Origin of the sequence: Enterobacter sp. GER_MD16_1505_Eko_090 (assembly GCF_003331015.1) — a bacterium.
GTDB lineage: Bacteria > Pseudomonadota > Gammaproteobacteria > Enterobacterales > Enterobacteriaceae > Enterobacter > Enterobacter roggenkampii.
On record NZ_PUQF01000008.1, the window covers coordinates 202,834 to 214,275 of the forward strand.

Below are 11,442 nucleotides of genomic sequence, written 5' to 3' on the forward strand. Positions count from 1 at the left end.
TAACGTCTATAATCAGCGCCCCACACAGAGGTAGAACATGACTGTAACGACTTTTTCCGAACTTGAACTCGATGAAAGCCTGCTCAATGCACTTGAGAGCAAAGGCTTCACACGCCCGACCGCCATTCAGGCAGCGGCCATTCCGCCTGCGCTTGAGGGCCGCGATGTGCTCGGTTCTGCGCCAACCGGTACGGGGAAGACTGCAGCCTATTTGTTGCCTGTGTTGCAGCATCTGCTCGACTTCCCACGCAAAAAATCTGGCCCGCCGCGTATTTTAATCCTGACGCCGACGCGCGAACTGGCCATGCAGGTGGCCGATCACGCGCGTGAACTCGCGGCAAATACCCATCTGGATATCGCCACCATCACCGGCGGCGTTGCGTATATGAACCACGCCGAAGTGTTCAGCGAAAACCAGGACATCGTCGTTGCGACGACAGGCCGCCTGCTGCAGTACATAAAAGAAGAGAACTTCGACTGCCGCGCGGTTGAAACGCTGATCCTCGACGAAGCCGACCGCATGCTGGACATGGGCTTCGCACAGGATATCGAGCATATTGCGGGTGAAACGCGCTGGCGTAACCAGACGATGCTGTTCTCTGCCACCCTTGAAGGGGAAGCGATTAAAGACTTCGCTGAGCGTCTGCTGGAAGATCCGGTAGAAGTGTCGGCGACGCCGTCCACCCGTGAGCGTAAGAAGATCCACCAGTGGTACTACCGCGCGGACAACCTTGAGCACAAGGTCGAATTGCTCAAACACCTGCTGAAGCAGGAAGATGCGCTGCGCACAATCGTGTTTGTGCGTAAGCGCGAGCGCGTGCACGAGCTGGCAGAAATGCTGCGTAATGCCGGGATCAACAACTGCTATCTCGAAGGCGAGATGGCGCAGATCAAGCGTACCGAAGGCATTAAGCGCCTGACCGACGGTCGCGTTAACGTGCTGGTTGCCACAGACGTGGCCGCTCGCGGGATCGACATTCCGGACGTCAGCCACGTCATTAACTTCGATATGCCGCGCAGCGGCGATACCTATCTGCACCGTATTGGCCGTACCGGCCGCGCGGGCCGCAAAGGTATTGCGATTTCACTGGTCGAAGCGCATGACTACCTGCTGCTGCAGAAAATTGGCCGCTATGTTGATGAGCCGCTGAAAGCGCGGGTTATTGATGGCTTGCGCCCAACCACACGTGCGCCGAGTGAAAAAATGACGGGTAAACCGTCCAAGAAAGCGCTTGCGAAACGTGCTGAGAGAAAAGAGAAAGAAAAAGAGAAACCGCGCGTGAAGCAGCGTCACCGCGATACCAAAAATATTGGTAAACGCCGTAAGCCAAGCTCTGCCGCATCAGAGACAAAAACGGAAGAGTAAAAAAAGCCGGGGACAATCCCCGGCTTTTTTATTCACCCCCGTAGCTGAAGCCTTACAGGCTTTCAGTAAAGGTACGCGCGATAACGTCGCGCTGCTGTTCTGGGGTCAGAGAGTTGAAGCGTACCGCATAACCAGACACGCGAATGGTCAGCTGCGGGTATTTTTCTGGGTGCTCAACCGCGTCCATCAGCGTTTCGCGACGCAGTACGTTTACGTTCAGGTGCTGACCACCTTCCACGCGCACTTCCGGTTTTACTTCCATTGGAATTTCACGGTATTCGATTTCGCCCAGTTTGCTCACCGGCACGATTTCATCTTCAGCAAAACCCGCTTTCGCGACGACACAGCGCGCTTCGTTTTTCTCGCTGTCCAGCAGCCAGAAAGAGTTGAGCAGATCGTCATTTGCAGCTTTAGTAATCTGGATACCTGTAATCATGTGTTGCCTCCCTAGGCTACATTAACTGATGTCGGCCTCTCGCGGCCAATTGGTAAAACCATTGTTTCTTGTGTGTATATATATCATTCACACCTCGGTGATTTATTGATTTAAATCAACAAAAACACCAACCACATAAAGAGTGTGGTTTGAGTTTATTGCTTTAGATCAATTTTACGACCTTACCAATTCAATTTATCCTGCACATTTTCAACATAAATTTAGCTACTTAGCGCACATTTCGGCGTGGAATTTTGCTCACCGGGCTTTAGCAGGTAAGCTAGTCAGAGATTGAGATTCGCAGGAGAGCGAGATGACGACACCTTTAACCTGGCATGACGTGCTGGCAGAAGAAAAGCAGCAGCCCTATTTTATCAATACGCTCAACACCGTTGCGGCTGAGCGTCAGTCCGGACAGACGATTTACCCACCGCAGAAAGATGTGTTCAACGCCTTTCGCTACACCGAACTGAGCGATGTGAAAGTGGTCATTCTGGGCCAGGATCCCTATCACGGTCCGGGCCAGGCGCATGGGCTGGCGTTTTCCGTACGTCCGGGCGTGGCGATCCCCCCTTCTCTGCTCAATATGTATAAAGAGCTTGAAGGAACCGTGCCCGGGTTTACCCGACCAAACCACGGCTACCTGGAAAGCTGGGCGCGCCAGGGCGTGCTGTTATTGAACACGGTACTCACCGTGCGGGCCGGCCAGGCGCACTCGCATGCCAGCCTGGGCTGGGAGACGTTCACCGATAAAGTCATCAGCCTGATCAACGAACACCGTGAAGGGGTCGTGTTTTTACTCTGGGGATCGCATGCGCAGAAGAAAGGGGCGATTATTGACCGCCAGCGTCATCACGTGTTGAAAGCGCCGCACCCGTCACCGCTGTCTGCACATCGCGGTTTCTTCGGCAGTAATCATTTTGTTCTGGCGAACGAATGGCTGGAAAAACGTGGCGAAACGCCAATTGACTGGATGCCTGTGTTACCGGCTGAGAGCGAGTAGTATTTGAATGTGCCGGGTCAGGCCCGGCACATGAAGAGGCTTATGCCTTATTCTGACGCCACCATTCGGCCAGCAGTACGCCGGTTGCAACGGATACGTTCAGACTTTCCACATTGCCTGTCCCATCAATTGAGACGCTCAGATCCGCACTGGAGAGCGCCGCATCAGACAGACCATCGCGTTCCTGACCCAGCACCAGCACCATCTTGCGTGGCAGCGTCGCTTTAAACAGCGGCGTACCGGCATGGCTCGAGGTAGTCACGATGGAATAACCCGCTTTACGGAACTGCTCAAGGGCATCCAGCACGCTATCGCCGGTGATCGGCTGTACGTGCTCGGCTCCGCCTTCCGCAGTACGGATCGCAGCGCCGGATTCCAGCAGCGCGGCATCCTGCAGCAGAACGCCTTTCACGCCAAAGTGCGCGCAGCTACGCATCATTGCGCCCAGGTTATGCGGGTTGCCCACATCTTCCAGCGCCAGCACGCAGTCATCGGCATCCGCCTGACTGACCCACTGCTGAACGGTCGTTCCGTTACGTTTTTTGATCAGGAAGCAGACGCCGCCGTGGTGTTCGGTACCGGATGCTTTGGTCAGCTCGGCATCATCAACCACGTGGTAGGCTTTGCGGTTTGCCGCCATCCAGCGCAGCGCTTCTTTAAAGCGCGGGGTTACGCTCTGAATAAACCAGGCGCGGACGATACATTCAGGACGGCTCTGGAACAGCGCCTGGCAGGCGTTCTCGCCATACACGCGGGTCTCTTCCGCACGCTGACGGCGCAGCACTTCCGGGTCGATAAAGCTTTTACCGCTGATACCGCCGTGATCGGCCTTTTCTGGCGTTTCGTCGCCAGGTGCACGAGAAACGGTGCGCCACGGGGAGGCGTTATCACGTGAGAAGTCATCCCGCGGACGGTCATCGCGTTTGCGATCGTCACGCTTGCGGTCATCACGTTTGCGGTCATCACCGCGGTTGTTTCTGTCATCGCGGGCGGGGCGACGGCCACCGTCTGCACGAGAAGACGCCGGACGCCCGCCACCTTTTCCGGTACGCGGATTTTGGGTGCGTTTATCAGAGTCATCATCACTGCGGACATACATCACTTTGACCTTGCCGCTTTTGTTTTTCATTTCGTCGTTCATGCTTTTCTCCACCAGCGCTGCGCGAAGCGCGCAGATTACCCGATGTGCCAGCGCATAGCCATAATTTCGTACAAAAGCCTGTGACTATTGTTCTCATTGAATAAAACGCATTGTTGTTTCAAACAGGCTCATTGATAATATGTAACATATTAGAAACATTATCGGCGTCTTGCCGCTGTCCCACGGCTCTATCAGAGGTTAGTTATGAATACCGTATGTGCCAACTGTCAGTCTCTTAACCGCATTCCGGACGATCGGATTGAAGATGGTGCGAAATGCGGACGTTGTGGCCATGAATTGTTTGATGGCGATGTCATTAACGCGACGGGTGCTACGCTGGACAAACTCCTCAAGGACGATCTGCCTGTCGTAGTGGATTTCTGGGCGCCCTGGTGCGGCCCGTGCCGTAGCTTCGCGCCGATCTTCGAAGACGTGGCCGAAGAACGCAGCGGGAAAATACGTTTCGTTAAGGTCAATACTGAAGCTGAACCTGAACTGAGCGCCCGTTTTCGCATTCGCAGCATCCCGACGATTATGATTTTCAAAAAGGGTGAAGTGGTCGACATGCTCAACGGTGCGGTGCCTAAAGCACCTTTTGACAGCTGGTTAAACGAGTCGCTGTAACATTCACGGGGCACATCTTGTGCCCCGTTCCCACCTCTGCGAAAATAGGGTTTTTCCTGCATTTCGCCCATGACTGATAACGCTGTTCTTCAATTACGCGCCGAACGCCTTGCGCGCGCCACCCGACCGTTCCTCGCCCGGGGTAACCGTATTCGCCGCTGTCAGCGCTGCCTGCTGCCGCTGAAGGTTTGCCTGTGCGAGACGCTGGCTCCGAGTACGGCCCAGAGCCGCTTTTGTCTGGTCATGTTTGATACCGAGCCGATGAAGCCCAGCAATACCGGTCGCCTGATTGCCGATATTCTGCCGGATACCGCGGCATTTCAGTGGTCCCGCACGGAGCCCCCTCAGGCCCTGCTCGACTTAGTGGCAAACCCGGACTATCAGCCGATGGTCGTTTTCCCCGCGTCATATGCAGGTGTCGATCGCCAGGTGCTTTCGACGCCGCCATCCGGTAAACCGCCGTTGTTTATTATGCTGGACGGCACCTGGACCGAAGCGCGAAAAATGTTTCGCAAAAGCCCGTATCTCGACGCACTGCCGGTGATTTCTGTCGATCTGTCCCGCGTCTCCGCCTACCGCCTGCGTGAAGCGCATGCTGACGGGCAATACTGCACCGCCGAAGTGGCCATTGCGCTTCTGGATCTGGCGGGTGATACCGCTGCGGCTGGCGCCCTGGGCAACCATTTCTCCTGTTTCCGGGAACGCTATCTGGCAGGAAAAACCGTTCATAAGGGCAGCGTCACAGCAGCCGAGACGGAAAGCGTTTAAAATCATCAGGTCGCTTGCATTCACAGGAGGCCTGCATGAGCCAGCGAGGGTTAGAAGCGCTACTTCGTCCTAAATCCATTGCCGTCATCGGCGCATCAATGAAACCGGATCGTGCTGGCTATCTGATGATGCGCAACCTGCTGGCCGGAGGATTTAATGGACCCGTCATGCCCGTCACGCCCGCGTATAAGGCAGTTCAGGGAGTGCTTGCATGGCCTGATGTACAGAGCTTGCCTTTCGTACCGGATCTGGCCGTACTGTGTACAAACGCGAAACGGAATCCGGAGCTGCTGGAATCGCTCGGCAAGAAAGGCTGTAAAACCTGCATTATTCTCTCGTCTCCGCCTGAACAGAAAGCCGAGCTTCTGGCCTGCGCCAGCCGCTATCAAATGCGCATTCTTGGACCAAACAGTCTCGGCCTGCTCGCCCCCTGGCAGGGCTTAAATGCCAGCTTCTCTCCGGTTCCGATCCGCAAAGGCAAGCTCGCGTTTATCTCGCAGTCGGCTGCGGTATCGAACACCATCCTCGACTGGGCGCAGCAGCGTGAAATGGGATTCTCCTACTTCATTGCTCTCGGCGACAGTCTGGATATCGACGTTGATGAGCTGCTGGATTTTCTGGCGCGCGACGGTAAAACCAGTGCGATTCTGCTTTATCTTGAGCACCTCAGCGACGCGCGTCGTTTTGTCTCGGCGTCGCGAAGCGCGTCGCGCAATAAGCCGATCCTGGTAATCAAAAACGGGCGCAGCCCTGCGGCTCAGCGTCTGCTGCATTCGCATTCCGGCATGGATCCCGCCTGGGACGCCGCCATCCAGCGCGCGGGGTTGCTGCGGGTGCAGGATACGCACGAGCTTTTTTCCGCCGTTGAAACGTTAAGCCATATGCGCCCGTTGCGCGGCGAGAAGTTAATGATTGTCAGTAACGGCGCCGCCCCTGCCGCACTCGCGCTGGATGAGCTGTGGCGGCGCTTCGGCAAGCTGGCCACGCTGAGTGAAGAGACGCTGCAGCGCCTGAAAGATGCGCTTCCGACCAGCGTGACGCCCGGCAATCCGCTTGATTTACGCGATGACGCCAGTAGCGACCGCTATATCAGGGCCATTTCCATTTTGCTGGATAGCCAGGATCTCGACGCGCTGATGATTATCCACTCCCCCAGCGCGGTCGCGCCGGGCAGCGAAAGCGCGCGCGCGCTCATTGATGCCGTGCGCAATCATCCGCGAGGCAAATATGTCACCCTGCTCACCAACTGGTGCGGTGAGTTTTCTTCGCAGGAGGCGCGACGCCTGTTCAGCGAAGCCGGACTGCCAACCTACCGCACGCCGGAAGGCACCATAACCGCGTTTATGCATATGGTGGAATATCGCCGCAACCAGAAACAGCTCCGCGAGACCCCGGCGTTGCCCGGGAATTTGACGGCCAATACCGTTGACGTTCACCGGCTGTTGCAGCAGGCGATTGAAGAAGGCGCGACGTCGCTGGATACGCATGAGGTCCAGCCCATTCTGGGCAGCTACGGGATGCAGACCCTGCCGACCTGGATCGCCTGCGACAGCGCTGAGGCCGTGCATATTGCCGAGCAGATTGGCTATCCGGTTGCCCTGAAGCTGCGTTCGCCGGATATTCCGCATAAGTCTGACGTTCAGGGGGTGATGCTCTACCTGCGGACGGCGGCAGAGGTGCAGCAGGCAGCCGATGCCATCTTCGATCGGGTCAAAATGGCCTGGCCGCAGGCAAGGATCCACGGCTTGCTGGTGCAAAGCATGGCTAACCGCGCAGGCGCTCAGGAGTTACGCGTGGTGGTCGAACACGATCCCGTTTTCGGCCCGCTCATCATGCTGGGTGAAGGCGGCGTGGAGTGGCGCCCGGAGGAGCAGGCCGTGGTGGCGTTACCGCCGCTGAACATGAACCTGGCGCGTTATCTGATCATCCAGGCGATTAAAAGCAAAAAGATCCGCGGCCGGAGCGCGCTACGTCCGCTTGATATTGCCGGGCTAAGTCAGTTCCTGGTACAGGTCTCTAACCTGATTGTGGATTGTGCCGAGATCCAGCGGCTGGACATTCATCCGCTGCTCGCCTCCGGCAATGAGTTTACGGCGCTGGACGTGACCCTGGATATCGCGCCATTCGAAGGAGACAGCGAGAGCCGTCTGGCGATCCGCCCGTATCCCCTGCAGCTGGAGGAGTGGGTTGAGATGAAAAATGGGGAACGCGCCTTGTTCCGCCCTATTCTGCCGGAAGATGAGCCCCAGCTGCGGGCCTTTATCTCTCAGGTCACGAAAGAGGATCTTTATTATCGCTATTTTAGCGAAATCAACGAATTTACCCACGATGATTTAGCCAATATGACCCAGATCGACTACGATCGAGAAATGGCGTTTGTTGCCGTTCGTCGCGCCGATAAGGGTGATGAGATCCTCGGCGTCACGCGTGCCATTTCTGACCCGGATAACGTCGATGCGGAGTTTGCCGTGCTGGTGCGCTCCGATCTTAAAGGTCTGGGCCTGGGAAGACGACTGCTGGAAAAACTCATCAGTTATACGCGAGATCACGGATTGTTACGCCTTAATGGCATTACTATGCCTAACAATCGCGGTATGGTGACCCTGGCGCGAAAACTTGGGTTTGACGTTGATATTCAGCTGGACGAAGGTATTGTTGCCTTATCCCTCAGTCTGACATCAGCAGACAAACGCGAGTAAGCTACTGGAAATGTTACCCACTTTGGACGGGACTGGTGGTATCATTGTCCGCTTATGTTGTTTGCATAGTACAGACAACCCTTCAATGAACAGAGAAGAAACGCACTGTGATGTTGTCAAAATTTAAGCGTAATAAACATCAACAACACCTTGCTCAACTACCGAAGATTTCTCAGTCAGTTGATGATGTAGAGTTCTTTTACGCTCCCGCTCATTTTCGGGAGACGCTTCTGGAAAAGATTGCCAGCGCCACGCGACGCATTTGCATTGTGGCACTGTATCTTGAACAGGATGAAGGCGGGCGCGCGATCCTGAACGCGCTCTATGAAGCCAAACGTCAGCGTCCGGAACTGGATGTTCGCGTGCTGGTAGACTGGCATCGCGCCCAGCGTGGCCGTATTGGCGCTGCCGCATCAAACACCAATGCTGACTGGTATTGCCGCACGGCGCAGGAAAATCCTGGCGTTGACGTGCCTGTTTATGGCGTCCCGGTGAATACCCGTGAAGCGCTCGGCGTTCTTCATTTCAAGGGGTTCATCATTGATGACAGCGTGCTTTACAGCGGCGCCAGCCTCAATGATGTCTACCTTCATCAGCTCGATAAATATCGCTATGACCGCTACCATCTGATCCGTAATCCGCAGATGGCCGATATCATGTTCAACTGGGTTGATAAAAATCTGGTTCATGGCCGTGGCGTTAATCGTCTTGACGATCCCGAGCGCCCTAAAAGCCCGGAGATCAAAAACGATGTTCGCGCCTTCCGCCAGGAGCTGCGCGATGCGGTCTATCATTTCCAGGGCGATGCGAACAACGAAGAGTTATCCGTTACCCCGCTGGTAGGGCTCGGCAAATCAAGCCTGCTGAACAAAACGATTTTCCATCTGATGCCGTGCGCGGAGCAGAAACTGACTATCTGCACGCCGTATTTCAACCTTCCTGCCGTGCTGGTGCGTAATATCATTCAGCTGCTGCGCGAGGGTAAAAAAGTGGAAATCATCGTGGGTGATAAAACGGCAAATGACTTCTTCATTCCCGAAGATCAGCCGTTCAAAATCATTGGTGCGCTGCCTTATCTCTATGAGATTAACCTGCGTCGTTTCCTGAGCCGCTTACAGTATTACGTCAACACTGACCAGCTGGTTGTGCGTCTCTGGAAAGATGAAGACAATAGTTACCATCTCAAAGGCATGTGGGTCGACGATGAGTGGATGCTGCTGACAGGTAACAACCTGAACCCGCGCGCATGGCGACTGGATCTGGAAAACGCTATCCTGATCCATGACCCGCAGCATGAGTTAGCCGCCCAACGTGAGCGCGAGCTGGAGCTGATTCGCACCCATACGACCGTGGTGAATCACTACCGCGAACTGCAGAGTATTGCCGATTATCCGGTAAAAGTTCGCAAGCTTATTCGCCGCTTACGTCGTATCCGTATCGACCGACTTATCAGCCGTATTCTGTAATATCCAGGCCCTGTCACCCGCAGGGCTTTTTTATGGAGCCCGTTGATGCGTATTCCTCTGGTACTGAGTGTGCTCTTCCTGAGTGGCTGTAGCCATATGGCTAACGATAGCTGGTCCGGACAGGACAAAGCACAGCATTTCCTCGCTTCCGCGATGTTGTCCGCAGCCGGTAATGAATATGCCCAGCACCAGGGATACAGCCGGGATCGTAGCGCGGCGATCGGGTTGATGTTCTCAGTAGGTCTTGGGGCATCAAAAGAACTGTGGGATAGCCGCCCCGCAGGGAGCGGCTGGAGCTGGAAAGATTTCGCCTGGGATGTCGCCGGCGCAACGACCGGTTATGCCGTATGGCAGATGGCGCGCTATTAAAGTCGAATGCCTTTCCCTTTGCGATGCAGCATCAGGGAGACAACAAACGCCAGTGCCCCCATTCCCGTTACGTACCAGAAGAATGTCGTTTCGCTTCCCCATGATTTAAGCGACAGCGCGACGTACTCCGCCGATCCGCCAAACACCGCGTTGGCTACCGCATAAGAGAGCCCCACCCCTAACGCACGGACCTGCGCCGGGAACATCTCGGCTTTCAGTATCCCGCTGATGGAGGTATAGAAACTGACAATCACCATCGCCACCATCACCAGCGCAAAGGCGGCATACGGTGAAGAGACATGCTGAAGCGCTGTCAGAATGGGAACGGTACATAATGCCGATAATCCGCCAAAAATGAGCATTGAGGTACGTCGGCCAATTTTGTCCGAGAGAGCACCGACGATCGGCTGTATGAGCATAAAAACAAACAGCGCCGCGGTCATGACCACACTGGCGACGTTTGCGTGCATGCCGGTGGTATTCACCAGGTACTTTTGCATATAGGTGGTGAACGTATAAAAACTGAGAGAGCCACCCGCAGTGAAGCCCAGCACCATCAGGAAAGCTTTGCGGTTACGCCATAACCCTTTGAATGTTCCCGCCTCCTTCAGCATCCGGACCTCTTTCTGAGAGGTTTCATCTAACTGACGGCGTAGCCAAAGTGCGACAATCGCCAGCACTGCCCCCATTGCGAAAGGAATTCGCCATCCCCAGGCATGAAGTTGTTCGTCCGTCAAAATCTGCTGCAGGATCACCACCACAAGAATGGCCAGCAGTTGACCACCAATCAGCGTGACGTACTGGAATGAGGCGTAAAAACCTTTACGGCCTTCCAGTGCAATTTCGCTCATGTAGGTCGCACTGGTACCGTATTCACCGCCCACCGATAATCCCTGAAATAAGCGGGCCAGCAAAAGCAGCGCCGGTGCCCAGGTGCCAATCGATTCATATCCCGGTAAGCAGGCGATCACCAGCGAGCCAAAGCACATCATACACACCGAGATCAGCATCGAGGCCTTACGCCCTCGACGATCCGCAATACGGCCGAACAGCCAGCCCCCGATGGGTCGCATTAAAAATCCTGCGGCAAAAACCCCAGCCGTTTGTAGCAGCTGTGTAGTGGTGTTGCCGGATGGGAAGAAAATATGTGCGAAGTAGAGTGAACAGAATGAGTAGACGTAAAAGTCGAACCATTCAACCAGATTCCCTGAAGAGGCGCTGATGATTGCCCATACCCTTCTTCGGGTATCACTGTGAGCCAGCGTCCCGTGTGATGTCATGCTTTCTGTCATTGTGATTATGCTCCTGCCATAAACTGCGGCGTATTGAGCCAGAAGGCTCAATAACCTCGTAAATGAAATGTTATAATTTTGTTATAAATAACATTGCGACAGGGATCACACATTCCATTAGCAGGATAAGGGATTAAGAGAAAGGCCAGGATGGAGATAAAAGCAAAAAACCCCGCACCTTTCGGTACGGGGTTCTTCTAATTGATGCCTGGCAGTTCCCTACTCTCACATGGGGAGACCCCACACTACCATCGGCGCTACGGCGTTTCACTTCTGAG

The 11,442-nt window shown here is 55.0% G+C and carries 10 protein-coding genes; 7 read left to right on the forward strand and 3 right to left on the reverse strand.

Features of this window, described 5'->3' with window-relative positions; genetic code table 11:
• Positions 1-37: 37 nt before the first annotated feature.
• Positions 38-1,366 carry an ATP-dependent RNA helicase SrmB gene (srmB, locus tag C6A40_RS11600; RefSeq protein ID WP_008502189.1) on the forward strand — a complete coding sequence of 443 codons (1,329 nt, stop codon included), beginning with the start codon at positions 38-40 and terminating at the stop codon, positions 1,364-1,366.
• Between the two features lie 52 nt (positions 1,367-1,418).
• On the opposite strand, the gene grcA is transcribed toward srmB, so the two are convergent.
• Positions 1,419-1,802 (reverse strand): autonomous glycyl radical cofactor GrcA, encoded by a 384-nt coding sequence (grcA, locus tag C6A40_RS11605; RefSeq protein WP_008502190.1) that lies wholly within the window; start codon positions 1,800-1,802, stop codon positions 1,419-1,421.
• A gap of 313 nt (positions 1,803-2,115) precedes the next feature.
• Here grcA and ung point away from each other — a divergent pair, with 313 nt between their 5' ends.
• Positions 2,116-2,805, forward strand: a complete 690-nt coding sequence (gene ung, locus C6A40_RS11610) for a uracil-DNA glycosylase (protein ID WP_023294333.1) — start codon at positions 2,116-2,118, stop codon at positions 2,803-2,805.
• Positions 2,806-2,845: 40 nt separating this feature from the next.
• Here the strand turns inward: ung and C6A40_RS11615 are convergent, their stop codons facing one another.
• Positions 2,846-3,946 carry a tRNA/rRNA methyltransferase gene (locus C6A40_RS11615; RefSeq protein WP_008502192.1) on the reverse strand — a complete coding sequence of 367 codons (1,101 nt, stop codon included), beginning with the start codon at positions 3,944-3,946 and terminating at the stop codon, positions 2,846-2,848.
• A gap of 204 nt (positions 3,947-4,150) precedes the next feature.
• Here C6A40_RS11615 and trxC point away from each other — a divergent pair, with 204 nt between their 5' ends.
• From trxC to C6A40_RS11645, 5 genes are all read left to right on the forward strand, one after another.
• Positions 4,151-4,570, forward strand: a complete 420-nt coding sequence (trxC, locus tag C6A40_RS11625; protein WP_025912842.1) for a thioredoxin TrxC — start codon at positions 4,151-4,153, stop codon at positions 4,568-4,570.
• A 69-nt stretch (positions 4,571-4,639) separates the two neighbouring features.
• A complete protein-coding gene (gene tapT, locus C6A40_RS11630; RefSeq protein WP_045335349.1) occupies positions 4,640-5,338 on the forward strand; it encodes a tRNA-uridine aminocarboxypropyltransferase in 699 nt (232 codons plus the stop codon).
• 35 nt (positions 5,339-5,373) lie between these two features.
• A complete protein-coding gene (locus C6A40_RS11635; protein ID WP_045335350.1) occupies positions 5,374-8,037 on the forward strand; it encodes a bifunctional acetate--CoA ligase family protein/GNAT family N-acetyltransferase in 2,664 nt (887 codons plus the stop codon).
• Between the two features lie 110 nt (positions 8,038-8,147).
• Entirely contained in the window at positions 8,148-9,503 is a 1,356-nt protein-coding gene (pssA, locus tag C6A40_RS11640) for a CDP-diacylglycerol--serine O-phosphatidyltransferase (protein WP_023294337.1), read from the forward strand.
• Positions 9,504-9,548: 45 nt separating this feature from the next.
• Positions 9,549-9,872 carry a YfiM family lipoprotein gene (locus tag C6A40_RS11645; RefSeq protein ID WP_008502197.1) on the forward strand — a complete coding sequence of 108 codons (324 nt, stop codon included), beginning with the start codon at positions 9,549-9,551 and terminating at the stop codon, positions 9,870-9,872.
• On the opposite strand, the gene C6A40_RS11650 is transcribed toward C6A40_RS11645, so the two are convergent.
• Positions 9,869-11,164 carry an MFS transporter gene (locus tag C6A40_RS11650; protein WP_008502198.1) on the reverse strand — a complete coding sequence of 432 codons (1,296 nt, stop codon included), beginning with the start codon at positions 11,162-11,164 and terminating at the stop codon, positions 9,869-9,871. The genes C6A40_RS11645 and C6A40_RS11650 overlap by 4 nt on opposite strands.
• Positions 11,165-11,442 lie beyond the last annotated feature (278 nt).

Bases quoted from the DNA above. Each gene is read 5' to 3' on its own strand.
- ung (WP_023294333.1), top strand. From the start codon at position 2,116: ATGACGACACCTTTAACCTGGCATGACGTGCTGGCAGAAGAAAAGCAG.
- C6A40_RS11615 (WP_008502192.1), bottom strand. From the start codon at position 3,946: ATGAACGACGAAATGAAAAACAAAAGCGGCAAGGTCAAAGTGATGTAT.
- grcA (WP_008502190.1), bottom strand. From the start codon at position 1,802: ATGATTACAGGTATCCAGATTACTAAAGCTGCAAATGACGATCTGCTC.
- C6A40_RS11650 (WP_008502198.1), bottom strand. From the start codon at position 11,164: ATGACAGAAAGCATGACATCACACGGGACGCTGGCTCACAGTGATACC.
- pssA (WP_023294337.1), top strand. From the start codon at position 8,148: ATGTTGTCAAAATTTAAGCGTAATAAACATCAACAACACCTTGCTCAA.
- C6A40_RS11645 (WP_008502197.1), top strand. From the start codon at position 9,549: ATGCGTATTCCTCTGGTACTGAGTGTGCTCTTCCTGAGTGGCTGTAGC.
- trxC (WP_025912842.1), top strand. From the start codon at position 4,151: ATGAATACCGTATGTGCCAACTGTCAGTCTCTTAACCGCATTCCGGAC.
- srmB (WP_008502189.1), top strand. From the start codon at position 38: ATGACTGTAACGACTTTTTCCGAACTTGAACTCGATGAAAGCCTGCTC.
- C6A40_RS11635 (WP_045335350.1), top strand. From the start codon at position 5,374: ATGAGCCAGCGAGGGTTAGAAGCGCTACTTCGTCCTAAATCCATTGCC.
- tapT (WP_045335349.1), top strand. From the start codon at position 4,640: ATGACTGATAACGCTGTTCTTCAATTACGCGCCGAACGCCTTGCGCGC.